Below are 25,810 nucleotides of genomic sequence, written 5' to 3'. Positions count from 1 at the left end.
AGCATAGCACAATAAGTATGCAAATATAGCCTAGGGTGCGCTCTAGAACGGTAAAGGGACTCGTTATGACAGCTTCAGCGTCGGCCTCAACAAAAAGTGGCAAACTCACGCTTATTATTTCCATCGTTGGTTTTACCGCGGCTTTAATCATTCTGTTAACAACAGCAGGCCTCGGCAATGCGACGCAAAGCCCAGAGGCAAGACTCCCCGTTGCAGTGTCTACAGGAACTATTAGCATACAGTCGGGCTTCGAAACGCCAGTCAATGTTTTTGGTCTCATTGAATCGCCAAAGGCCACCACACTTTCTTTTGATGTGGCAGGACAGGTCACAACCCTTCTTGTTGAGGAAGGGGACGTGGTTCGCCAAGGCGATAAACTTGCCTATCAAGACGTTAAAAGACTGAGCGCAAGACAGCGAGAGCTTCAGGCTTCACTTGAACGAGCTAATGCTGATCTGGCACTTGCTAAAGTGAATAACGAACGCACTATTTCCTTAGTTGAGAAAAAACTTGAGTCTGCACAACGTCTTGATGAAGCAAAAGCAAGCTTGAATGTGGCAAAAGCGCAGGTGAGCGAAATTAAGGCTGCACTTAATTCCCTAGATGTGGAAATAGAAAAAGCTACGCTAATTGCTCCGTTTGAAGGCGTTGTAAATCGTCGCTTTTTCGATGAAGGGAGTGTAGTGAGTGCAGGCAGCCCAGTTTTTGGCATTACAAGTATAGACAACTACCAAGCTCGTTTTGCTGTACCCGCTGACGTGGTCGAGCAGTTCGATATAAACGAACCTGTTCTTGTAAAAGTCGGCGACATAAACGTAGCAGGCACCGTCACTCAGCGCCTTCCTGTTCGTAATGTTCAAACCCGTACCATTGATATTCTTGTTACATTGAACAGTAATGAACGTGTCCGACCGGGCGATATGGCTATTTTATCTGGCTTTCGTTCTCATACTGAGACCGGAGCTTGGCTCCCTGTTAATGCGTTAAGTAACGGTTTACGTGGGTTGTGGCGCGTATTTGTGCTAACCAATCAGCAGAACGCCCAGCTTGAGGCTCGAGTTGTTGAGGTGGTATATACCGACGGAAACAAAGCATTTGTTCGTGGTGCACTTAAAGACGGTGAAATGTATGTGAGTGAAGGCACCCATAAATTGGCCCCTGGGCAAATGGTATCAGTGCCCAGTCAACATCAAGCCGGAGCGCGCTAGTGAAGACGTTCAATTTTGATAACGATAAGCCGTACCCTTGGTATACACTCTTTTATCGAAGAGGGCACCTGCTTGTATTAAGTCTGCTTATTCTGATCACCGCTGGCCTTTCCGCTTTAGGTTCACTGCCTCGAATAGAAGACCCCCGAATAGATACGCGCAACGCCTTAATTATTACGCAGTACCCAGGCGCATCTGCTGAACGGGTTGAAGCGTTAGTAAGCGATGTACTCGAAGACAGGCTAAGAGAAATTTTTGAGATCAAAGAAGTTAAGTCTACATCGCGTGCCGGAATCTCTATTATTCTAATTGAGACACAAGATTGGATTGATAACACCAGTAACGAGCAGCTGTTCAGCGAAATACGCGATGCTATTGGCGCGGCAGCAGAGCTGTTTCCTGAAGGTGCAATGGCGCCAATTTTCGACGAAAAACGGGGCGCTACTGCGTTTACTTTGTTGCTCTCTGTTCGTGCCGACCATTTCGAAAACACCCCTATGACCCTTACCGCGCGCTTGGCCCAGGAATTAACCGACAGATTGCGAAACGTAAATGGTACTGAATTAGTGCGGGTTTACGGTGCACCGCAGGAAGAGATAAGCGTTAATATTGACCCCGTTAAACTGGCGGCAACGGGCCTTAATCTGCAGCAAGTGAGTCATCTGATTAGTCGGGCGGATCCCAAACTACCTGCAGGTATGCTGAATTCAAAACAAAGCAACCTGCGTTTTACGGTCGGCGAAGGCCTTAACGGTGTCAACATGATTGCTTCCATTCCGCTCGTAAATATCGAGGGGCGCTATTTGCGGGTTGAAGACGTAGCAACGGTAGAAAGGAGTTTCACAACCCCTCGAACTGAAGTGGCGTATTTAAATGGCGAAGAGTCTATTTTTGTAGCCGCTCGCATGCAGCCATCCCTTCGTTCCGATGTTTGGACAAAAAACGCCCTTAAGGTAGTGGAGCAATTCAACCAAGACTTTAGCGGCACGCTGACGGCAACGATTGCGTTTGAACAGAATGAGTATACCACTACACGGCTTGCCGATTTATCCACAAACCTTTTAATGGGTTGCGCCGTGGTTATGATGGTTATATTGCTGTTTATGGGGTTTCGCGCAGCGTGGATAGTTGGTTTAGCGTTACCTTTGTGTGCTGCTTTTGCCCTTTTTTCGTTGAGTTTCTATAACGAGCAAATTCATCAAATGTCTATCTTTGGCATGATCATCGCCATTGGCCTACTCATAGACAATGCAATCGTAATTACCGATGAAATTCGAATCAACCTTCAGGATCCAGACTTAACGCGGGTGGGCGCGATGGCAAAGAGTGTTTCTCACTTATTTGCACCGCTTTTGGCATCAACGCTGACAACCATCTTAGGCTTTATGCCAATCTTTTTGCTAAACGGAAACATCGGTGATTTTGTAGGGCCTATTGCGATAAGCGTGGTCATGGCGCTCATTGGTTCACTGTTTATTTCGTTAACCATAATAGCGGCTTTAGCCGCTCGCTTTTTGCCGAAAAACGACGGGACTTCACGACAAAGCATAGGGTCACAATCATGGTGGAAAGTTGGTCTTCAAGCGCCAGAGCTCAGTCTTGCGTTTAAAAAGCAATTAGGACGATGGATTAAACAGCCTATTCTTGTATTGCCTGTTATCGCTCTGCTTTGCTTATCAGGCTTCGTCCTATCTACCACACTTGCTAACGTGTTCTTCCCAAGCGCAGATAGAGATCAGTTCGAGGTCTATTTATGGACAAAGGAAGGGAGCAGTATCGACAACACGACCGAATATGTGCGGAAAATTGATAGTGCGATACGCAGTGAAGAAGGGGTTGAGCAAGTGAGTTGGCTTGTAGGAGGCTCTGCCCCCTCGGTGTATTACAATCAAATGATGACCCGAGACAACATGCCTTACTTTGCCAATGCGGTAGTATCCACCGCTACCGTAGAAAATGCGGCCTCTCTTGTTGGTAAACTCCAGCGAAAGCTCGATATCAGTTATCCAGAAGTTCAGATAGTAGTGCGGGCATTCGGACAGGGCCCGCCAATTGCGGCACCCGTCGAAGTCGAGATTTTCGGTCCAGATTTAAATATCTTGAACGAGCTTGGCGATCAAGTGCGTATGTTAATGTCTGAAGTAGATGGCATATCGCAGTCAATCACCAGTATCTCTATGGGAGAGCCTGAGTTAAAGATTAACGCAGACAGTGACAGCTTATCCTATTTAGGTTTGACCCTTTCAGAATTAGCTAATCAAATGCAAATTAACTTTTCCGGTATAACGGGCGGCTCGGTGCTAGAAAGCACAGAGGAGATTCCGGTTCGCGTCAGGTTAGATGAAGCCTTCAGGCAAAATGTAACAGGTGTGGACGCCATGCCTATTCCTGTAGCAGGTGATAATGCTATTTCTTGGTCGCCACTTGCAGCGGTGACCAACTTAACACTTGAGCCTGCAACGAGCAGTATTACGCGAGTGGGCGGTGAACGACTTAACCGGATCCAGGCTTTCCTACTGCCAGGCGTCCCCCCCATAGATGCAAGTAATCACTTAAGAGACTTACTGGAATCCCGTTTGATTTTACCCGAAGGTTATCGCATTCACTTAGCGGGTGATGCTGATGAACAGCAGCAGGCGTTAGGACAACTGGCCACTTATGCGCCTGTACTTTTAGTCTTGATGGTGACAACGCTAATTCTAACTTTTACCAGCTTACGCATGGCTGGCGTTATTGGTCTTGTCGCTATTCTTTCGGTAGGGCTGGGCATGTTCAGTTTATGGATATCCGGATTGCCGGTGGGCTTTAACCCTTTACTGGGCTGTGCCGGTCTTATTGGTGTAGCTATTAACGGCTCAATTGTTGTCATTGCCGCAATCAACGCGAATCCCAAAGCAAAACAAGGCGACACCAAAGCCATTGTTGAAGAAACCATGAGCTGTAGCCGCCACATCCTATCAACAACCTTCACTACTGTTGGGGGCTTGATACCTCTTTTACTCTTTAGTGAAGGAAGCTTTTGGCCTCCGCTGGCCGTTGTTTTAGCTGGAGGGGTGGGGTTCTCAGTTATATTGTCGTTGGTATTTACGCCCACGTTAGTGGCTGCTTTTCAGCGATATCGATATAGAAATCACGCCATGGCATAATTTTAAGGGTAAACTATCCCCTTTTAATAAACGTATTAATTGAGCTAGTTAGCGTATGCGAAAAACAAACCCATTACTGCGCTGGTGGCATACTGACTGCGTTAAGTGCAAACGCACGCGACTCTATATTGTTTGGGCCCTAATTATGTTGGTGGTGTATCTTTATGTCTGGCACTAATGTTGAACCTATTTTTATTCGAGCTGCGTCAAAAAGTAATGGCATTACTAGCTTGATTATGGGGTGCGTTGGGCTAATAGTGTCTGCTTTGTGGTTGGTGTTTTTACCAGACTGGCTTTTTTTAGCCGGCATTTTTCTAACCAGCGCCGCATTAGTTTGCTTGTTGGTGGGTTATTTTAAAATTCGTGAGCCAGACTTTAGCCTGGAGATAGCCAAAGACTTTATTACCTATCGTCATCGATTAGGAAGCTGGCGTATACACTGGGATAATCTTCAGCGAGCAGATTGTCCGCGTGTACGTCATGGTCTGGACCATGTTCCTCTTGAAACAGTAGGGTTTAAACTTAAAAGTTACACCGACTTTCTACACACTATTTCGCCACGACTTGCCACACATTTATTGATGGAGCAGCGTCCGCTTCTGATGCAAAACACAGATGGGAATTGCGCATCAGGGAGCTGCTATGAGCAATCAATGTTCGACGACAAGCAGTATGTAATGGAAGATGGCACCGTCATAAAAGGCATTAAAGCAATGTTAGCTCACCGCATGGTAGAGCTGAGGAAACGACTTGGCTATGACATTTTTATAGCGAGTTCAGAGTTAGATCGTGACGCCAGTGAGTTTGCTGCTCTTATCGCGCGATGCCAACGAGCTCGACAAATAGACGAGGCTCAGTGAGTAGTTATTTCTTATGCTCACTCTCTTTTACCACTTTCTTTGCTTCTTCGATAAGCGCGGGTAAGTGCTCTTTAACTAACTCGTGTTGACCTAATTTAAGGGCGCTTTCTGTCTCGTTGGCCAAATGCTGAAATCTCGGTAGGCCAGTGTAACAACATGCGCCATGCAGCTTATGCACCTCAGATTTGAGTTCGTTATAGTCTTTTAATTCCCAAAGTGTAGTGAGAAGCTCAATTGTTTCTGGCAGCAAGTCAACGAAACTTTGAAGCATTTCTTCTGCCGTATCTTGATTTTGATTAGCCCGTTTCAGTGCAAGCTGCCAATCTATAGACGGGAGCGCTATCTCTCCTGGCTCTATATTAATACACCACGACTTAATCAAATTAATAAGTTGTTCAACTTCTATGGGTTTAGGCAGATAGTCGTCCATTCCTGACGCGAGCAGTCGCTCCTGTTCTTCTTTAAACGCGTGAGCGGTAACCGCCACAATTGGCGTGCCCATGTTCAATGGTGATTTACGGATTTCTCGGGTCGCTTGTAAGCCGTCCATGCCCGGCATCTGCACGTCCATTAGGATTAGGTCAAACTCTTGGGTTTGGCATTGATTAACGGCATCCTGACCGCTAATTGTGGTTACCAAATTGACCGGAGATTGATCAAGCCAAGTATGTAATAGCTTAAGGTTCATTTCCATATCATCGACCGCTAACACTTTGATTTTTGGCAGGCTTGCTATTTTTTCGTGTATTGCATTTTTCACCGGCTTCATTTGATTGTGCACTAAGCTGTCGAGCTTAGTGAGCGTCATCGGCATACGTATTTGAGAATGGAAGTGCTGAGATAAGCTTGGATATTGTGCAAATGGTTCTGGGCCTGAATACCAGAGAATACGTTTTTTGGCAGGAAACTGAACAAATTGGCTAAGAAACGTGTCTCGCTCCGCCATTTTACTTACAGGTACTGTCGCCATAAAGAAATCAACCTGTTCTGTAAGTGTAGAAAGGTACGCTAAGGATTCAACAGAGGTAACGGCCGCGCCAAGTGTTGCCATAATTTTTACGCTTGCACGTCGGGTTGTTGGAACCGGGTCGAAAATGACCACGCTCTTGCCCGCCCACTCTTCTGAAGGTGAAAGTGAAAATTTTTGGCTTAACTGGTTCATCCTCAACGACACGTTAAAGGTCGAGCCTTGGCCAACGACACTTTTAAGCGATAAATCACCGTTCATTAATCGCACCAATTCTCGGCTAATGACGAGCCCCAACCCTGTCCCTTGATAGTTGCGATTAAGCGCATCGTCTACCTGAGAAAACGCGTTAAACAATTTTTTCCTGTCATGCCGGCTGATACCAATTCCCGTATCTTCCACCGTTATATTCACTTCATGAATACCGTGAGATAGGGAGCGCCCGCTCACTGCTAGTGTGATAGTGCCGCTAGATGTAAATTTTAAAGCATTGCTAAGAAGATTGTTCAGCACTTGCTTTATGCGAAACACGTCGCCGATTAACTTTTCAGGCAAGGGGTTTAAATCGAAAACGAATTCAATGCGTTTACTATGGGAAGATTTAGCCATTATGGTGACCATTTCTTCTAGCAGTTTATTGGGTGAAAAGGGCTGGTTATTTATTTGTAGCTTACCCGCTTCAATCTTTGAAAAATCCAGTATGTCGTTAACAATGGTTAGCAGGTTGTCAGCGGCGGTACTAACAATTCTTACTTGCTCCTGCTGATCGCTTGGCAGTGAAGCGTTGTCTAGTTCTCGGCTAAAACCTAAAATGGCGTTAAGTGGTGTACGAATTTCATGACTCATGTTTGCAAGAAACTGTGATTTCACATTACTTGCTTTAATGGCGTCTTTTCTGGCGATATCTAATCGCGCATTTTGCTCTTCAATCAGTTCAACGTTATTGCGCAAATCATTCGTCGCTTGTTCTACTTCGCTTTCAAGCTGTCTTCTGCTTTTCTCCATAAGCGCAAACGAGAATAACCCTGCTTCAAGAAAGACGCCTACCTGGAAACAGTATGTGGTGAAATCATTAGTTGGCAATATACCAACCAAGCTAAGCATGCCAATTATTGCGCCGCTAGCCAGCATGCCCCATGCAAAAATAAAGTACCGCGCGGGCTTAAACTTGTTGATGAACGCTTCGAAACCCGCGTAAATATAACTTAATATTGCAACTAGCCCCAGCCCATAAACCAGATTGTTCTTCCACATTGATGGCAAGACATCAGCAAAACAGATAAAGCCAGTTAATCCCTGGCCAATCATGAGTACTTTTATCACAGGGTGGGCGGTAGGCGAGTTTTTCCTGGTGTCTAAAAACATGATAGTAAATAGGCCCGAGCTAAGACCAATAATCACAAAAATAAGCTCTGAGTGACCCACTATCCATGACGGGATACCCTCGATAAACAATAATTGCGTATGACCGCCCCATACAAACTGCCATAAGATGACCGCAAAAATATAGCCCACATAGGCGAGAAGACTTTTTTCTCTTACGCCAAAAAACAGCACTAAATTATAAATAGCGAGAATAAGTAAGCCACCATAAAAGAGGCCCCACAACAGACTATCGACTTGATAAGCGAGGTCGTGAACTGGTTCAGCTTGAATGCGAATAGGGGCGATGAGACTGGATGACTGGCTTTCTATGCGTATATAGAGATCAGCGGGCTTGCTATCAAGCAGTTCTACACGAAAGGTGGGTACGCGAAACTTTTGCTCTTTCTGTGCTTTACCTTGATGACTCTGTGCCAACACCTTGCCGTTTTGCACCAAGTAAAAATCGACGTTATCAAGCTGGCTAAAGTTTATCGAAAAGACCCAATTCGTCTCGTTAGAAACATTAGCGACACTGGTTAGCAGCCACATGCCGTTATTGCGAAAACCAAAATTTGGATTGTGATGAGGATGCATTAGAAAGTCATTTCGCCTTCTTGATACATCACTTATGGTCAGTTGGTAATCGGTTTCAAATAGATAAAATAAAGAATCAGATAAATCTAGCGTACTCTTTTCATCGAAAAGCTGTTCGATATGCTGAGCCTGGGCATTCGACCCTAGGCAGCTGCCCAAAAGACAAAATAGAAAAAAGAATACGCGAAAGATAGCCATATATATCTGTACTTTTTATTGTTTAGGTAAGGTCTACTGTTTTAATCGCAACTGAATAATAAGCGGTAGTATTCAATCTGCTCTATTTAACCACTGTCTTTGAAGAATAACAAAACAAACGCTTAGGACGTTAAATCGCCAAACAAACATACCGCAATGGTTTTCAAAGATTGCACACAATAGCGGTTTACCCCACAATAGCTTGTAACGTTCACGTGATTCTTTTAAGTCGTGCGCTAATATCCGACAACGACTGCCGTACTATCACGAGCGAATTGGTATTAATAACAAAACGAAAAAATTATCATGAGTGACGAGATCATTATTAATCGCGATGGGGTAGAGCAACTTCCTCTTCGACGTTTCACCGAAGACGCTTATCTTAACTATTCCATGTACGTCATCATGGACCGCGCATTGCCGCACATTTCTGACGGCTTAAAGCCAGTTCAGCGTCGTATTATTTACGCAATGTCTGACTTAGGGCTAAGCGCTAACGCCAAATATAAAAAGTCAGCCAGAACCGTGGGGGATGTTTTAGGTAAGTTTCATCCTCACGGCGACTCAGCGTGTTATGAAGCAATGGTACTTATGGCGCAGCCGTTTTCTTACCGCTATCCGCTGGTTGACGGGCAAGGAAACTGGGGAGCGCCAGATGATCCTAAATCCTTTGCTGCCATGCGTTATACCGAAGCTAAGCTCTCTCGTTTCGCAGAAGTCCTGCTCAATGAGCTGGGCCAAGGCACAGTGGATTGGGTGCCAAACTTCGATGGAACACTCGAAGAGCCGAGTGTGCTTCCAGCGCGCTTGCCGCACATCTTACTTAATGGCGTTACCGGAATCGCGGTGGGGATGGCCACTGATATTCCGCCTCACAATGTAAGAGAGTTGGCCAATGCCTGCGCTATGCTGTTGGATAATAGTAAAGCCGAATTGAGCGATGTGTTAGAGCACGTGAATGGGCCAGATTATCCGACGGAAGCGGAAATCATTACGCCAAAGTCTGATATTCAAAAGCTGTATGAGACGGGGCGAGGCTCCATCAAAATGCGAGCGGTATATACAGAAGAAAATGGTGATGTAGTGATTACAGCGCTGCCACACCAAGCGTCTGGTGCAAAAATTCTGGAGCAAATTGCAGCGCAAATGCAGGCTAAAAAGCTGCCGATGGTAAGTGACCTTCGCGATGAATCTGACCACGAAAACCCAACGCGATTAGTCATTACGCCACGTTCAAATCGCATTGATGTGACTCAGTTGATGCAGCACTTGTTTGCGACCACTGATCTTGAAAAAAATTATCGCGTTAACTTAAACATGATTGGGCTAGACGGCCGTCCTCAGGTTAAAGACCTGCGCACTATATTATCTGAGTGGTTGCAATACCGGAAAGATACGGTCACTCGTCGCTTGCAATATCGACTCGATAAAGTACTGGCGCGCCTTCATATTCTAGAAGGTTTACTCATCGCATTTCTAAATATCGATGAAGTTATCGAAATTATTCGAACTTATGACAAACCTAAGCCGGAATTGATGTCGAGATTCGGGTTGAGCGACAAGCAAGCAGAAGCCATTTTAGAACTTAAGCTAAGGCATTTAGCGAAGCTAGAAGAAATGAAAATTAAAGGCGAGCAGGACGAGCTTGCCGAAGAACGGGACAAGCTTCAGCAGCTGTTGGGGTCAGATCGCCGTCTTAAAACTCTCATCAAAAAAGAAATTCTTGCTGATGCCGAAAAGTATGGCGATGACAGGCGTTCACCTATCGTTGAACGTGGTGAGGCTAAAGCACTGTCTGAAAAAGAGTTGGTTCCTGCCGAGTCAGTAACAGTCGTGCTTTCAGAAAAAGGCTGGGCACGATGCGCGAAGGGCCACGATGTTGATGCAGAAGGTCTCAGTTATAAAGCTGGTGATGGTTATCTATCAAGTGCAGAGGGAAAGAGCAATCAGCCCGCGGTCTTTATGGATAGCTCGGGTCGTACTTTCTCTTGCGATGCTCATGGACTCCCTTCTGCTAGAAGTCAGGGCGAGCCACTAACAGGCCGTTTTAGTATTGTGGGTGGAGAATCGTTTCAGCATGTCATCATGGCTCAGGACGAAAGTAAGTTTTTGGTTGGCTCTGATGCAGGCTATGGCTTTGTTGGTACCTTTAAAGACATGGTAAGTAAAAATAAAGCGGGTAAAGCCTACTTGTCGTTACCTACTGCGGCGAAAGTAATGAAGCCAATGCCTGTTACTAACCCTGACTCAGATTGGTGCTTAAGTATTTCTAACGAAGGGCGTATGTTGATGTTCCCGCTGCGCGACTTGCCAAGCTTGGGTAAAGGTAAGGGAAATAAGCTAATTAATATTCCTTCAGCTAAATCCCAGTCTCGTGAGGAGTATGTGAAAGTGCTTGCAGTTGTTCCTGATGGTGCTGCCATTAAGGTTGGTGCAGGAAAACGTAATATGACGCTCAGCGCGGCTGACTTAGCGCATTATCACGGTGAAAGAGGCCGGCGCGGTAACAAGCTTCCACGAGGGCTCCAACGGGTAGACTCTGTTGAAGTAGTTTTGCCAAATAAGGATGAGACATCCGAAGATTTGTCATGAAGTTTAGTTTGTTCTTAAGCCTGGTTGAACTAGACTCACTATAGGATTTGCTGAGGATTTTTTATGCTAGGAATAGTTTTTACGTCGTTTATCGATATGCTAGAGGAGAAAGTGTCTCCTGATTTCGCAGACGACGTTATCATGGAGGCTGAATTAGAAAATGACGGTGCTTATACCGCTGTTGGCTATTACCCATTTGAACAAATGGAGCGTTTGGTAGGTGTGCTGGTAGAAAAAACGGGTAAATCGGCCAACGAATTGCTATATGATTTTGGCTATTATCTGTTCGGGAAGCTTGGTGCAGTGCATGGAGATGTGCTTGCAAACACCACTGATATATTGCAAATGTTAGAGCATTTAGATAGCGATATTCATGTTCAGGTTAAAAAACTTTATCCCGATGCCGACTTACCGCGATTTAAAGTGCTTTCTCGCACAGACACGACCATGCGCTTACAGTATTACTCCGAAAGAGAGCTATATCCGCTAGCTGAGGGTTTGATGGACGCTGCAGCAGAGTATTATAACTGCCAATTAGAAAGAGAAACCCACCAGCTCGATATTCCTCACACATACGAGTTTAGTATCTCTATCGTTTAGCTGGAGGCGTAATGGCGCATGACACTTCGCACGATTCTGTTAAGCAGAAAGACCGTACTGCAATTTTAGAACGGCGGTTAAAGCGTGAGCGCAATTCTAGAGAACAGGCGGAGCAACTATTACGAGAAAAAACTCAAAGCCTCTATGAAACTCTCAAAGAAAGCCAAGCTGTTCAAAAGGATTTAGAATTAGCGTTATGGGCGTCTCAAGAATCGTTTTGGAGCTGGAAAGCCAACACAGACATAATGGAAATTCGTTCATTCTCACTGCATAGTGAGAATGAGATAACGTGGTCTGGAACCTTAATTCATATGATGGAGCGCGTGCATGAGGATGACCTCGATGGTCTTCAATTTCACTGGACCATGGCGCTACACGGAAACCGCGATCGCATTGAATTTTCCTTTCGATTAAAGCTAGAGCGTGAATATCAGTGGGTGCGGTTGAGAGGGCGTGTACTCAAACGGGGTCAAAATGGTGAGGCCTTGCATATCGTAGGTACCACCAAAGATATCACCTCTCAGCGTAAGGCTGAACATTCCTTTCATCTGATGGCGTCGGCCTTTGCGAGCTCAAGAGAGCCTATGCTCGTCCTATCGCCAGAACTTGTTATCACAGAGTGCAACGATGCATTTATTCAATTAATGGGCGCATCGGTAAAAGAACAGTGCATTGGAATGGACTTTAATCGGATATTCATTTCCGAGAAAGTGAACAGAGAACTGCTGGGAATAAACAAACAACTACGCTTTGAATCTTCAATAAAAGCAAAAGGTGAGCAGGTTAAAAGCGTCGATATTTCGATAGCTTTGTTTGAAACGTACCAGCAAACGTCATCTTATTTGATAGCGACAATGCGGGATATCACGGATAGGAAGCGCAATGAGGCGAAGCTGCGTCAGCTGGCCCTTAGTGATGAATTAACGGGTCTTTCAAATAGAAACTCCCTACGAGAGTTTATTTCAACGCTGGTTAAAAATAAGCAGCAATTTGTACTAGCTTTTATCGACTTAGATGGTTTTAAGGCGATTAACGATACGGCGGGACATGATCAAGGCGACATCGAACTAAAGCGCGTCGGCACATTATTGACTGGTATATTCGACAAAAGTGGCAATGTCGGCCGGTGGGGTGGCGACGAGTTTATCGCAGTGCTGCCTGGCCAAACAGTTAAAGACGTGGCAGATAAATCTACGCAGCTTATTCAGAAAATTGAAGAGAACCTTGTACGAGCAAAATCTTCAAAGCTTAGGCTATCGGCCAGTGTAGGTATAGCTGAGTTCCCAGAACATAGCGACAATATAGAGAGCCTTCTACAGTGTGCAGATGCCGCCATGTACAGGGCCAAAGAGCTTGGTAAAGGGCAGGCATTCATTTATGAAGTAGGGCTATATGAAAGTATGACCCAACAAGTAAGTATGGTGAATGATTTGCGCAGAACTGTAGAAAACCACCTGTTAGATTTCTATATCCAGGGGAAATATGATCTTCGAGGTGAACTGAAAGGTGGGGAAGTGCTATGCCGATGGATATCTGGTCTACATGGTGTGGTATCGCCCGCCATTTTCATTCCTATTGCTGAAGAGCACAAACTAGATAGCGCAATAGGCTTGCAAGCTCTTGATGCGGCCTGCGATTATATTTCGATCATGGAATCTCAACAGGGAGACGCCATTCCGCTGTCGGTCAACATTAGTGCTAATCAGATGCTCGACCCGCTATTTCCAGAACAAGCGGCGTCTATCTGTGAAAACAATCACGTATCCCCCGAATATATTGAGTTGGAGCTCACAGAGTCCGTTTTTGTAAAAGATGAAAAAAAAGCACTGAGAGCATTAAACCGTTTACGTGACTACGGCTTCAGGCTTTCCCTCGATGATTTTGGCTGCGGCTTTTCTTCGCTTAGCTATTTGCGAAGCTTTCAGTTTGAAGTGGTTAAAGTGGATAAAAGTCTGGTGCAGGGTATTCATCAAGACAGTAAAGCAAATGCACTATTCATGGGGTTAGTTGCGATGCTGAGAAGCCTCAAGATAGACATAGTAGCTGAGGGAGTTGAGCTGGAATCTTATCTTCCTTTTATGGAACACGCCGAAGTCCAACTGATGCAGGGATTCTATTTTGATAAACCCATGCCTTATGATCAATTTCTGGCAAGGCATACCACTGAGCCAGAGCGGTAAGTGAACGTAAAGAGCATTTGTAGCTATTTTTGGCCAAAGCTCAAAATCATCCATTAGCCCGGAACAGCAGATACAAAAAAAGCCCAGCAAAGGGCTTTTTTTATCTAGGCATTTACGTTATTTAGCATTCGTACTTTCAAAGATTTTATCAGCCGATGCGGCAACAAAACCCGTGTAAAGCTTTCCATCAGGCATTTCATATCGTTGTGCAAACTCATAAAAGCAGCTTGGGATCGATAATGTTTCGTCGCTAAATGCAACGTCGGCACGATCAGCCATGGTTGACGATTGGGCTAAGAATACATCTGGGCCACCTTTAATTTCGCCACCTGAAGTATTAAGCACAAAGCCTGCTTCTTTTAGCAGCATATTTACGTCTGAAAGTTCGTCGGTACGGCTCAAGTGATTTACACTTACAGTAAAATGATTCGCGCGAAAGCCCCACGCTGCCATCCATGCAGCGTATTCAGATTCATTAAGTAATGTGTCATATTCCGACTTAGACACTTCCCAATGCTTGCCTGAATATAAAAAGTTATCGGCTTCCACCACAGATTCGGGCATTTGCTCCACTAGCTTTTTAATAATGCGCTGTGCGGTTTCAGAAAGTTCATCTACGCGCAGCTCGCTAATGAATACTTTTGGCTTAGTATCGTCTGGGTGTTCAAAGTGCTTCGCAGTCAGCTTCTTCGCTTCAAAGTCATAGTCGCCTTTCGCTTCGTAACCAAGCGCTAAGAAGTGTGCAGCAAGCTTATCTAAGCGGGTTTTATCAAGAGCAAAAGTTCGAAAAGCTACATGATCGTTAACGATGTCGCTGGTGTTTTCTTCACCTGCAAGAAGGGCATGAATTTTGTGTGCAGAGGGCGTGATACTAACGTAATCGTCCCACATGTTGCTAAACAACGTATCAATGTTGCTATGCATGGCGGTAGGGTCCTTTCTGTCATCGACTATTTTACATGAATAGTTCGTATAGGGTTGGTACTAAAGGGGCCGATACGTAAGTAGCATCGGCCTTTCGTGTATTGTAAAAAACGCTCGCGAAACGTTTAAGATTGATTACATCGACAAGCCTGGACTTAATTTGCCAGGCATGGTGACTTTATCAAGCTCAACCGATGCAACAGGGTACGCACAGTAGTCCGCCGCATAGAACGCGCTTGCTCTGTGGTTGCCGCTGTCACCTACACCACCAAATGGCGCAGCACTGCTTGCACCTGTTATAGGTCTGTTCCAGTTTACAATACCAGCGCGAATACGGGCAAAGAAGTAGCGATAGTCTTCTTCATTGTCACCTAAAAGGCCTGCCGACAAACCAAAGCTGGTGTTGTTCGCCTCTTCAATGGCAGCATCAAAGTCGCTGTAGCGGATCACTTTAAGCAGCGGGCCGAAATGTTCTTCATCCGGCAGTGACGCAAGCATGTCAGTAACATCGATAATACCTGGAGTCGCGAAGCCTTTGTTTTCGTCTTGTTGCACAAGGCGAACCAATACTTTACCGCCAAGGTTTTCAAGCTCTTGCTGCGCTTTCACCATAAGTGCTGCAGCGTTGCTCGAAATCATAGCGCCCATAAAAGGCTGATCTTCAGCATCATAATCGCCAACTTTGATATTTTTCGTAACCTCAATAAGGCGAGCAAGGATAGCATCACCTTGCGCGTCGGCTGGCAAGAACAAGCGGCGAGCACAAGTACAGCGCTGACCTGATGTTATGAAAGCAGATTGAACAATATCGTGAACCGCTGCATCTACATCGGCGACATCTTTTACGATTAGCGGGTTGTTGCCGCCCATTTCCAAAGCCAAAATTTTGCCAGGATGGCCAGCAAACTGCTCGTGTAAAATTCTTCCCGTGCGTGAGCTACCCGTAAAGAAAAGGCCATCGATGTCGTTATGCGACGCCAACGCCTTGCCTGTTTCAACCTCACCTTGTACCAGGTTAAGTACGCCTGCCGGAAGACCTGCTGCATCCCACAGTTTCACCATCTCTTGTGCAACCATAGGGGTCAAATCGCTTGGCTTGAATACAACCGTATTGCCGGCAATAAGCGCAGGAACAATGTGCCCATTGGGAAGGTGCCCCGGGAAATTGTAAGGGCCGAAAACTGCGACAACACCGTGAGGCTTGTGACGAATGAATGCTTTACCTACGGGCATTGGGTTTTCTACGTTTCCAGTACGCTCAAAGTAGGCCTTTTCTGAGATGCCAATTTTACCCATCATGGCACCCACTTCAGTGGCAGTTTCCCACTCTGGCTTGCCGGTTTCTTTTGCCATTACCTTCGCAAGATGCGCTTTAGCTTCTTCTAGCTTGGTGCCGTAAACCTTGATGATTTCAAGGCGCTCTTCTACGGTTTTCATGCTCCACGCTACAAGCGCGGCACGAGCGGCTTTAATCGCATCATCGATTTGAGCGGCAGTCGCAGACTTACCTTCCCAAATTACTTCGTTTTTTGCAGGGTCAATTGACGCTAAGTCGTGACCTTGTCCGGCAACCCATTCACCGTTGATAAAATGTGTATGTAGCATAGTGGGTGTCCTTTTTAGTCTCTGAATGTAACCGGGGCAAAGCGAACGTACTCGCCCTCTTTGACATTCAATGCAGCAGCCGTTTGGCGAGATAGCACAGCAACGTGCTTTTCTTCGCTCACCGTCATCTCGGTAGCGACTGCACGAAAATCGGATATTGATGTGTTGATTATATAGTGAGTCTGACCTTGTGCTGCCGCACTATCATCAATAACAACAGGAAGTTTTAAACTCGCCTGAGCGGTGCGGATATGGCTTAAGTTCGCTTCAACCGTTGGGCCTGCATCGAAAATATCTACATATCCACGGCAAGAAAAGCCTTCCTCCTCAAGGAGCTGAAGGGCAGGGCGAGTCTTTTCATGTACCTCGCCAATTACTTCCTGCGCTTCTTTGCTAAGCAGGTTCACGTAAATCGGATATTTCGGCATTAGCTCAGCAATAAATACTTTATTGCCAATACCCGTTAGATAGTCAGCAGTGGGGAAGTCCATAGAGAAAAAGTGGTTTTCTAGCCATTCCCAAAACGGAGAGCGACCCTCTTCATCACTTACACCGCGCATCTCTGCAATCACTGTTTCAGAAAAGCGCTCGCGATGCTCCATCATGAACAAGAAGCGAACCTTTGAAAGAAAGCGGCCGTTAATGCCGCCTCGGGCTTGTTCGCGAAGGAATAGCGTGCATATTTCCGTTACCCCGGTGTAGTCATTACAAAACGTAAGAATGTCTACTGTGTTGTGAATGTTTAGCTCGCGAGATGCATGGACGACCTTACTAAGGTGATAGTGATAAAACGCGTCTTCAATGCCAACAGCAGCTTCAATACCGGTTGTCCCTACTACCGTGCCGGTAGTGGTATCTTCCATAACAAACAGGTATGACTCATCGCCAGGTTCAGTTACATTAGGTTTGTTGAACGCAGTTTCTGCACGATCAATTTTGCGCTGTAAAAGTTCGTCGTTAACGGGCAAAGACGTGAAGCCAATACCCGATTCAACGGCAATTTCTTTTAGCGCGTTATAGTCGGCCTTCGTGATAGGGCGAATGATATTCATGTTCGCTACTCGTGTTGTAATTATTCGGCGTTTACAACGGCAGCAACGGCGCGCTCAAAACGTGCAAGACCTTCTTTGATATCCTCATCAGGAATCACTAATGAAGGCGCAAAACGAATAACATTCATGCCGGCTACCAAGCACATAAGGTGCTCTTTTGTCGCCGCCATCATGAAATCGCGAGCGCGGCCTTGGTATTTTTCATTTAACGCGCAACCAAGCAGCATGCCTTGACCACGAACTTCTTCAAATACGTTGTATTTATCGTTAATTGCACTTAGAAGCTCACGGAAAAGCGCTTCTTTCTTAAGCACGCCTTCAAGTACTTCTGGCTGGTTAATAATATCGAGGGCTTTCTCTGCAACTGCACATGCTAGTGGGTTACCGCCATACGTGCTACCGTGCGTGCCGGGTTTAAGGTGCGCCGCAATGTCTGCTGTCGTAAGCATGGCGCCAATTGGGAAGCCACCACCAAGAGATTTCGCAGTGGTCAAAATATCAGGTGTTACGCCAAGACCCATATACGCGTATAGGTGACCTGTGCGACCAACCCCCGACTGAACTTCGTCAAAAATAAGTAATGCGTTATGCTTGTCACAAAGCTCGCGTACACCTTTCACGAAGTCTACATCAGGTGGAATAATACCGCCTTCACCTTGAAGAGGCTCCATCATAACAGCACAGGTTTTGTCAGAGATAAGTGCTTCAAAGGCTGCTAGGTCGTTATAGTCACAGTGGTCAACTGCGCCAGGTTTAGGACCAAAGCCATCAGAATAAGCGGCTTGACCACCTACTGTTACGGTAAAGAAAGTACGACCGTGAAAACCTTTGTTAAACGCAATGATTTGGTTCTTGTCTTCGCCGTGCTTATCAAGTGCCCAACGACGGGCTAGTTTTAATGCTGCTTCGTTGGCTTCTGCGCCCGAATTAGCGAAATACACTTTGTCAGAAAAGGTAGCATCGTTTAGCTTTTTGGCCAGGCGAAGCGCGGGTTCATTCGTAAATACATTACTTAGATGCCAAAGCTTATTGCCTTGGTCATTAAGCGCCTTAACGAGCTCAGGGTGGCAATGACCAAGAACGTTTACTGCAATACCGCCTGCAAAGTCGATGTACTCAGCCCCATCTTGGTCCCAGACTCGAGAACCTTCACCGCGAACAGGCACCATGTCTGCTGGGTTATAGTTAGGAACCATTACATCATCAAATGTAGCGCGAGTTACGTTCATCTTTGTTACCTCTGCATTGGGCGCTAAATCACACTATGTCAGCGTGCTCGTCAAGAATAGCCGTTAATTTCGACCTAATTTCATTCTCGAAACATCGTTTCAGCGCGTAAAAACTAATCGGATTTGATTTACAGTATGCCATTTCTTTTAACATTTGTCTTCTTTCAAAAAGGCTGCAGCCCTTTATTTATAAGGACTGTGGCTTAATTTGCAGGAAAAGTGAATAACTATTAACTACTGGGCTATATCATTTAGTAATAATCGTTAATCAGCTCTTGAAAAGGGTGACATGCGGGTTTTAGCAGGCTGTTGAGTAGGCAAATCATAGGCGTCCGCGACGAGTGACCCATCGAATCGATAAGCCTCGAGCAGGCAATAGTATAAGAAAACGCGTATTTTTACTTTAAAAGGAGTAAGTGGATACGTGATTGCATAATGACTGCATGAATATCCACTAAATTTTTAATGATTTTCTTCATTTTTAACTAATTGCAGAGTGAAAATATCAATGGATTTGAGTTTTTCGAGGGCGCCATTAGGGAATTTTTGCTCGTTGAAAAGTGGCTTAACGTCTTTCATTTCTACCAGTTTAAGCTGGTGCAACATTCTTATTTGCGTATACGTGCGCGATTGATATAGCGCTTTACAAAGCGTTCCCCGCTCTGCGGGCGTTTTGTTTGCACATGCGCGCATGGCAGAAGCTATTGGCAACCTTTTTAAATGCATCCATTCTAGTATGTCAGCACTCACTGCGTCGGCAAACTCTTGTTGCATAGCGATGAGGTGATTGGCTGAGGGAACGATTTTAAGCAAGGCTTCATGTCGTTTCTGCTCTTTATCTTTTTGACACTCTTGTAAAAGATGAAGTTGAATTTTATCAAATAGTTTGAAATAAAGCCGCGTTACTGCACAGCGACCCAAGTTGCTCAATACGCCTAATGCGTAGGCTTCGTTTTTACTGCCTCCACTTATACTGGCTATCCGCTTTGCTGTTAGGGCAACACCCGTGGCGTATTGGGTCAGCTTTTGTTTGATATGTGGGTGAGGATCGGTAATTTGCGGCATTGCGCGCTTCAATATAAGCGAAGGTATTAACGTGCGCAGGTTCTCAATGCCTAAGAAGCTGAGTGCAGTGCGAAGCGTTTCAACGATAATAATGCGACCGCGCGAGTCTTTGCGTCTGAACTGAGGCGTGTTCACAATGACGATAAGTTCATCGTAAAGCCATGGCATAGTGGCTGCGATTGGTTCTAATTTGGATACAGAGCACGCTTTAACAGCAAGTGCGTCAAGCAGTTCACCGATGTTTTCTGGTAAATTAAGAACGGTTTGAACCAGCTCATCAGTGGCACTTAATTGTTCGGTAAGTTCACCAAGTAGTACTTCATGAAGCTGGTGGCTAACCGATTCTAGGTAGGACGCTTCCGTTTTTTCTTGCAGGCGTTTATTTTCAATCGCAATTTTTTCAACGTTTAAAAGTAATCTGCGCGCATCTCCTTGTTCAGATTGCTCAAAACTTACTTCACCAACTCGACGCTTTCCTAGCATTTCAAACACCCGTTCAGGCGATATGAGCAAATTTTCGATACGATCATCTATCGTGGGCGATGTCGTTGCCCCCATTGTCATTGTAAAAGCTCTCCTGCTCATAACTTTTTGGTGAACGGAAATATTATCGTACATCAGGGACCTTATCGTTCTCGCAATAGCAAAACTTTAAATAACGGTTTTCTTAAGAGGCAATAGAGTTTGTACGAATTACTGATAAATTATTACGTTTAAATCTATTGTCTAAATAAATAGTCAATATCAAACATATTTAAGAAAGTTAAACGAAAAATCAGTGAATTGCGAGTTTTACCGGCCTTCAAGCGTAACCTTTTACACTTATGAAAGCGTATCGGCTTTATTGAAATTTTCTTAAGGTGTTTTGAACTGTAAAAACGCATTTAATACGCTGTGGCCGTGTTCAGTGAGTAAAGACTCAGGGTGATATTGTACGCCCCAAATAGGATGATACTTATGAGAAACTGCCATTATTTCTCTAGTACCATGGGCGGTTTTACACCAAGCATCAATCCGCAGTGAAGTAGGCACGGATGCGGGTTCTAAAACCAACGAATGGTAGCGTGTTACGTTGAATGTTTCAGGTAACCCTTTAAATAGACCGGTATTGTTATGTGTTAACGTAGATACTTTCCCATGCTTAATTTCTTGCGCGCCTACCACATGAGCGCCAAATACTTGCCCAATGGCTTGGTGACCCAGGCAAACGCCAAGAATAGGAATTTTACCGGCAAAGTGTCTGATTGCGTCTAAGCTGATACCGGCCTCGTTAGGCGTGCATGGGCCCGGAGAGATAACAAGCTGAGTTGGCGATATGCGTGAGATATCGTCAATGCTAAGCGCGTTGTTTCGCACTACCTCAACGTCAGCACCAAGCTCTTTAAAGTATCGAGCAAGGTTATGGGTAAACGAATCGAAGTTATCAATTAACAGCAACACAGCAGTGCTAATCCTTGGTGTTTCTAACGTGCGAGGGTTATGCTCATGAAGAGCTCTAAGAACTCTTCATGCTTATTGTTAACGTTTTGCATTTACTAAAAGTTTATGGCTTGGGAATAAAGCCCACAGCTTTGTAAACTTTCGCCAGGGTCTCAGCGGCTCGTGCAGACGCTTTTTCTGCACCTTGGCGCATAACATCATCAAGATATGCTCTATCTGCTCGAATTTCAGCGTAGCGGTTTTGAATAGGTTCAAGCAGGGCAACCACTGCATCTGCAACGTCACCTTTTAAGTGACCATACATTTTATCTGTATATTCAGGCTCAAGCGCTTTCACCGATTTCCCAGTTGCAAGAGAGAGAAGGGTAAGCAAGTTCGATACGCCAGGTTTCTCTGTTGGGTTGAAATAAATGTTGGCCTGTTCGTCAGAGTCGGTCACTGCGCGTTTAATCTTCTTAGCCAGCTTTTTTGGGTCTTCTAATAATCCAATGAAGTTATTCGGATTGCTGTCTGACTTTGACATCTTCTTTTCTGGCTCTTGAAGACTCATGATACGCGCGCCAAACTCTGGAATATAAGGATCAGGCAAGCGGAAAACGTCGCCGTATAAGTTATTTACGCGTGTTGCGATATCACGTGTTAACTCAAGATGCTGCTTTTGATCTTCGCCTACGGGCACTTTGTCCGCCTGGTAAAGCAAAATGTCTGCTGCTTGAAGTACAGGGTAGCTATATAGGCCTACATTAATGTTATTTTCATTTTTCGCTGACTTATCTTTGAACTGCGTCATGCGATTTAGCTCACCCATTTGAGCATAGCAATTAAGTACCCAAGATAGCTGTGCGTGTTCTGGCACGTGTGACTGCAAAAATAGCGTACTCTTTTGAGGGTCAATGCCGCAGGCAAGATAAAGAGAGAGACCGTCCAAACATGCTTCGGCAAGCTGCTTTGGATCTTGTCTTACCGTTATCGCATGCAAATCTACAATCATATATAGGCAATCGTGATCGTCCTGCATGGAAACCCACTGTTTAAGTGCACCCATATAGTTGCCAAGGGTAAGTTGTCCTGAAGGCTGACAGCCACTTAATACAACGGGTTTATTGCTCATTTCTTTTTACCTGTAATACGTTAAATACTGTTTTAATAAAGATAGAGAAAGCTTAGCTTCAAAAATTATGCTTTAGATAGCATGGCGAGTTCATTACGCATTTGCGTAATAACATCGCTGTAATCATCTTGAGAAAAAATGGCCGAGCCAGCTACAAACATGTCTGCCCCTGCCTCAGCGATGGCGCGAATGTTATCGACTTTTACGCCCCCGTCAATTTCAATTCGAATATCGTAGCCGCTTTCTTCTACGCGCTGCTTCACTGCACGAACTTTATCTAATGTGGTGGGTATGAATTTTTGACCACCAAAGCCAGGGTTAACCGACATGATAAGAATGTGGTGTAGCTTGTCCATGACATGGTCAAGGTAATGTAACGGCGTGGCTGGATTAAACACCAAGCCGGGCTTACACCCTTTGTCAATAATAAGCTGTAAAGACCGATCTATATGCTCAGAGGCTTCTGGATGAAAGCTAATAAAGCTAGCTCCTGCATCGGCAAACTTTTCTATCAAATCATCAACGGGTTTAACCATCAGGTGAACATCAATAGGTGCGGTAATACCGTATTTTCTCAAAGCCTCACAAATCATGGGCCCAAACGTAAGGTTTGGCACATAGTGATTATCCATAACATCGAAATGTACCACGTCGGCACCGGCCGCTAATACTTTTTCCACGTCTTCTCCCAGTCGGGCAAAGTCGGCAGATAGTATCGATGGGGCAATTAAAAATGGTTTCATTACGAGTCCTTCTAATCAAAAAACAGCAAGATGCATCGCCGCTTACGCTTTAAGTTGCGAAAGTTTACCCAAAACCGAACCTCTTTACTATGTAAAGGATAATTGAGTCGCAATTTCACATGGGTTTACGTTGAAAAGTGGCTGTTGCTGGCGTGCCCTGTTTTGGTGAGAGCGCGTTATGCTGGTGCGTCCTTGTTCAGCCTTAACCAAAGCAGTTCCCACTAAAAAATAATCCAATCCTTCAAATGTATTTGTTTATCAATGTCTTGCAATTGTTTTTATGTTTTTTTTTACTGAACCATAAATGGGCACCAACTTTGCGTTATCCAGTTCAAAAAAGAAAACACAGACAGAAAAAACGAATAACAACAAGTTTGAATTTGACTGGAGAACACACATGAAAACATCTACAAAAAGAACTTTACTTGCCGCTGCTATTTCTTCAGCGTGTCTGCTAACTGCAATGCCTAGCTATGCAGAAGGCGAATTTACCGCCAATGCAAGTGCGACCAGCAACTACATTTGGCGTGGTCTTACGCAGACCACTAACGAAGCGGCTGTGCAGGGCGGTATTGATTACGCTCACGAAAGTGGCTTTTATGCCGGTACTTGGGCATCTAATGTGAACTATGGCGCGGGCGACGTTTATTCTTACGAGCACGACATGTATTTTGGTTTCTCGGGGGAGTCTGACGGCATTGCATACGACTTCGGTTACCTATACTACAACTATGATGACGAAGCGAACTTCGATTTTGCAGAAGTTTATGGCTCAGTAGGAATGGGGGGCTTGAGCCTTACTGTTTACCTTTTAGCGCACACCGAAGCTGACGAGGGTGAAACTCAAGACTTTGGCTTTGCACAAGCGTCGTATACCTCGCTTGATTACAGCATGGAAATCTTAAACGGCGCAGAACTTGGTTTTCACGTTGGTTACCATGAAGGTGATTTTGCTGAAGCGTTTAATGGCGTAGAAGGTTATGTAGACTACGGCGTTTCAATTGCAAAAGATGGTTTCAGCTTTGCCATCACGGGTACCGACCTTGATGATATGGGCGGCGACGACGAGTTTGACAACGATGCTGTTAAATTCACTGTAGCTTACTCGGTAGATTTCGAACTTTAAAATTAAATCGAGAGGCCATCGGATGGCCTTTTAATAAAACGTTGAGTAGTAAAAGCCTAATGTCACATCATTGGGCTTTTCATTTTTAAAGCAACGCATTTTTAACTTGTTCGTAACCTACTTTTGTCTATAATGAGACTACTTTTTAAACGAGTGTAAGGAGTGTTCAGGATGAAAGTTCTTCCTTTTTTCGCGATTTGCGGAGCTGTGGCGCTAGCTAGCGTTGCGGTTACTACTGCGCCTAAATCACACTCGTCAGTATGCGATTTTCAACCGGTCACAGAATTTAATCCAAAGCTACCAGCAAGCCATGTTCAAAACCAGTGCGCCCGTCATCAAGAGGGAGTGGAAGAAGTGAGCTGGCTTTCATGGATAGCGGGTAAATCTTTTTCTTTTCAGTTTCATTTTTTAGATCTACTTGAGTTGTTGCACAGCGACGAAGGTAATCGAGATTTCACTTCACCTTCGAAAGACGGCTAAGGTCACACGATGCGGTCTGGCACTGGGTTTTGGTCAGTTCTAGGTAGTGTGATAGCAAGTTTGTTTGGGGTTCAGAGCCACCGAAATTATGAACGTGACTTTACCAAAGGGACCTTCATCAGTTTTGCTGTGATCGGCGTTATTTTAGTTGTACTTTTTGTGGTTTCATTGTTTATGTTCGTAAAATGGTATACGGGCTACAGCGATTAGCGGTCAACCCTTCGCTATTGATAAATGAACCATCTTCTCATTAACGTCGCGCGATCTACGTAGTCAGTTTTTTCAAGAATCTACGTTATAGTAAGTTGCGTGTTGTTGCTTTTTTATTGCGGCTACTGCGCTTAGTCACCACAGTGGCGGGAGGAAAGTAAGCCAATATTTCATCTACTGGTTGTCGCTTTGCGCCGTTTTGACTTATCGAACGCTTAACTGACAGCATGCTAAAGTCAGCGCCTTGATACAACGCCCTTGTAAGCGGCAAGTCGTGATTAGATATCAACACTGGGATACCGCGTTTTTGTGATGCTCGGGTAGCAAGTTCAGCGAGTTTTTCTTGTGATTCCTGACCAAAACTTCGCGCCGCATAACTGGTGAAAGCTGCGGTTTTACTGATCGGTGCATAAGGAGGGTCACAATAAATGACATTACCTCGTCTTGCCCGTGAAAACACTTTTTCAAAAGGTAAGCAGGTGAATGTGGCCTTCTGAGACTTCTCAGAGAATACAAACATCTCATCTTCAGGAAAATAAGGTTTCTTGTAACGGCCAAAAGGCACATTAAAGCGGCCTTGAAGGCTATAGCGACACAGCCCGTTGTAACCGTGGCGATTCAAATACAGAAAAAGAATTGCGCGGTAATACTCGTCTTCAGTGGTATTAAACTCCTCACGTAAAGCGTAATACATTTTTTCTTGATTGCGCTTCCCGTCAAAGAATGAGCGTGCGTCATTAATCAGTGCGTCTGGTTGCGCTTTAAGTAAATTGTATAAATTGATGAGATCAGGGTTAATGTCATTTAGCAGATAGCGTTTGTATTGGGTATTGAGAAACACAGAACCTGCACCAACAAACGGTTCAATAAGTTTGTTAGCTTGCGGTAATCTGGCCTGAATATGCTCAACCAAGCTGTATTTGCCACCGGCCCACTTTAGAAAAGCCCGGTTTTTTTTCTGCATCATGCTTAAACGTTACTACCTAGACGGAATGAAGACGGTGGTTTTTCCTTGCGCCGCCGTTCCAAGGGAAAGGGTCGTCTTTATACTTTTATGCTGATCAGTATCAGATATCACCACGCTAAAGGTAGATTGTAACTTTCATCAGTAAAAC

General features: G+C 44.9%; 19 protein-coding genes. 9 read left to right on the top strand and 10 right to left on the bottom strand.

Annotated features, from left to right (window positions below; genetic code table 11):
* The first annotated feature begins 65 nt into the window (after positions 1-65).
* The 3 genes from C6Y39_RS06870 (at position 66) to C6Y39_RS06860 (ending at position 5,214) form a co-directional block, all read left to right on the top strand.
* The gene (locus tag C6Y39_RS06870) at positions 66-1,208 is read left to right on the top strand and encodes an efflux RND transporter periplasmic adaptor subunit (protein ID WP_105930557.1); all 1,143 of its coding nucleotides are present in this window, start codon (positions 66-68) and stop codon (positions 1,206-1,208) included.
* Entirely contained in the window at positions 1,208-4,354 is a 3,147-nt protein-coding gene (locus tag C6Y39_RS06865; RefSeq protein WP_105930556.1) for an efflux RND transporter permease subunit, read from the top strand. The genes C6Y39_RS06870 and C6Y39_RS06865 overlap by 1 nt, the downstream gene beginning before the upstream one ends.
* A 164-nt stretch (positions 4,355-4,518) precedes the next feature.
* Positions 4,519-5,214 (top strand): DUF2982 domain-containing protein, encoded by a 696-nt coding sequence (locus C6Y39_RS06860; protein WP_105930555.1) that lies wholly within the window; start codon positions 4,519-4,521, stop codon positions 5,212-5,214.
* A 4-nt stretch (positions 5,215-5,218) separates the two neighbouring features.
* Here the strand turns inward: C6Y39_RS06860 and C6Y39_RS06855 are convergent, their stop codons facing one another.
* Complete coding sequence (locus C6Y39_RS06855; protein WP_105930554.1) at positions 5,219-8,338, bottom strand: hybrid sensor histidine kinase/response regulator; 3,120 nt, start codon at positions 8,336-8,338, stop codon at positions 5,219-5,221.
* Positions 8,339-8,644: 306 nt separating this feature from the next.
* Between C6Y39_RS06855 and parC the strand changes: the two genes are divergently transcribed.
* The 3 genes from parC to C6Y39_RS06840 all read left to right on the top strand — a co-directional run bounded on the left by parC (position 8,645) and on the right by C6Y39_RS06840 (position 13,710).
* Positions 8,645-10,930 (top strand): DNA topoisomerase IV subunit A, encoded by a 2,286-nt coding sequence (gene parC, locus C6Y39_RS06850; protein WP_105930553.1) that lies wholly within the window; start codon positions 8,645-8,647, stop codon positions 10,928-10,930.
* A gap of 63 nt (positions 10,931-10,993) precedes the next feature.
* Entirely contained in the window at positions 10,994-11,530 is a 537-nt protein-coding gene (locus C6Y39_RS06845) for a heme NO-binding domain-containing protein (protein WP_105930552.1), read from the top strand.
* An 11-nt stretch (positions 11,531-11,541) separates the two neighbouring features.
* Complete coding sequence (locus C6Y39_RS06840) at positions 11,542-13,710, top strand: putative bifunctional diguanylate cyclase/phosphodiesterase (RefSeq protein WP_105930551.1); 2,169 nt, start codon at positions 11,542-11,544, stop codon at positions 13,708-13,710.
* A 117-nt stretch (positions 13,711-13,827) separates the two neighbouring features.
* Here the strand turns inward: C6Y39_RS06840 and C6Y39_RS06835 are convergent, their stop codons facing one another.
* The 8 genes from C6Y39_RS06835 to rpe all read right to left on the bottom strand — a co-directional run bounded on the left by C6Y39_RS06835 (position 13,828) and on the right by rpe (position 22,879).
* Positions 13,828-14,634, bottom strand: coding sequence for a DUF1338 domain-containing protein (locus tag C6Y39_RS06835; RefSeq protein ID WP_105930550.1), 807 nt, complete (start codon positions 14,632-14,634; stop codon positions 13,828-13,830).
* A gap of 135 nt (positions 14,635-14,769) precedes the next feature.
* Positions 14,770-16,239 carry a succinylglutamate-semialdehyde dehydrogenase gene (gene astD, locus C6Y39_RS06830; RefSeq protein WP_105930549.1) on the bottom strand — a complete coding sequence of 490 codons (1,470 nt, stop codon included), beginning with the start codon at positions 16,237-16,239 and terminating at the stop codon, positions 14,770-14,772.
* A 14-nt stretch (positions 16,240-16,253) separates the two neighbouring features.
* Entirely contained in the window at positions 16,254-17,291 is a 1,038-nt protein-coding gene (astA, locus tag C6Y39_RS06825; protein WP_105930548.1) for an arginine N-succinyltransferase, read from the bottom strand.
* Positions 17,292-17,311: 20 nt separating this feature from the next.
* Positions 17,312-18,520, bottom strand: coding sequence for an aspartate aminotransferase family protein (locus C6Y39_RS06820; RefSeq protein WP_105930547.1), 1,209 nt, complete (start codon positions 18,518-18,520; stop codon positions 17,312-17,314).
* A gap of 462 nt (positions 18,521-18,982) precedes the next feature.
* Positions 18,983-20,149 carry an HDOD domain-containing protein gene (locus tag C6Y39_RS06815; protein ID WP_105930546.1) on the bottom strand — a complete coding sequence of 389 codons (1,167 nt, stop codon included), beginning with the start codon at positions 20,147-20,149 and terminating at the stop codon, positions 18,983-18,985.
* Positions 20,150-20,440: 291 nt separating this feature from the next.
* Entirely contained in the window at positions 20,441-21,025 is a 585-nt protein-coding gene (locus tag C6Y39_RS06810; RefSeq protein WP_105930545.1) for an anthranilate synthase component II, read from the bottom strand.
* 103 nt (positions 21,026-21,128) lie between these two features.
* Positions 21,129-22,136 (bottom strand): tryptophan--tRNA ligase, encoded by a 1,008-nt coding sequence (gene trpS, locus C6Y39_RS06805; RefSeq protein WP_105930544.1) that lies wholly within the window; start codon positions 22,134-22,136, stop codon positions 21,129-21,131.
* A gap of 65 nt (positions 22,137-22,201) precedes the next feature.
* The gene (gene rpe / locus C6Y39_RS06800) at positions 22,202-22,879 is read right to left on the bottom strand and encodes a ribulose-phosphate 3-epimerase (RefSeq protein ID WP_105930543.1); all 678 of its coding nucleotides are present in this window, start codon (positions 22,877-22,879) and stop codon (positions 22,202-22,204) included.
* Between the two features lie 304 nt (positions 22,880-23,183).
* Between rpe and C6Y39_RS06795 the strand changes: the two genes are divergently transcribed.
* From C6Y39_RS06795 to C6Y39_RS06785, 3 genes are all read left to right on the top strand, one after another.
* Positions 23,184-24,005 carry a TorF family putative porin gene (locus C6Y39_RS06795; RefSeq protein ID WP_105930542.1) on the top strand — a complete coding sequence of 274 codons (822 nt, stop codon included), beginning with the start codon at positions 23,184-23,186 and terminating at the stop codon, positions 24,003-24,005.
* A gap of 171 nt (positions 24,006-24,176) precedes the next feature.
* The gene (locus C6Y39_RS06790) at positions 24,177-24,485 is read left to right on the top strand and encodes a hypothetical protein (protein WP_105930541.1); all 309 of its coding nucleotides are present in this window, start codon (positions 24,177-24,179) and stop codon (positions 24,483-24,485) included.
* A gap of 9 nt (positions 24,486-24,494) precedes the next feature.
* Positions 24,495-24,695: a DUF2970 domain-containing protein gene (locus tag C6Y39_RS06785; protein ID WP_105930540.1), complete on the top strand. Its 201-nt coding sequence runs from the start codon at positions 24,495-24,497 to the stop codon at positions 24,693-24,695.
* 85 nt (positions 24,696-24,780) lie between these two features.
* On the opposite strand, the gene C6Y39_RS06780 is transcribed toward C6Y39_RS06785, so the two are convergent.
* The gene (locus C6Y39_RS06780) at positions 24,781-25,662 is read right to left on the bottom strand and encodes a Dam family site-specific DNA-(adenine-N6)-methyltransferase (RefSeq protein ID WP_105930539.1); all 882 of its coding nucleotides are present in this window, start codon (positions 25,660-25,662) and stop codon (positions 24,781-24,783) included.
* Between the last annotated feature and the right edge of the window lie 148 nt (positions 25,663-25,810).

Origin of the sequence: Alteromonas gracilis (assembly GCF_002993325.1) — a bacterium.
Classification (GTDB): Bacteria; Pseudomonadota; Gammaproteobacteria; order Enterobacterales; family Alteromonadaceae; genus Alteromonas; species Alteromonas gracilis.
Note: the sequence above shows the minus strand (reverse complement) of the source record. Positions and strands in the feature narration are given on the sequence as shown.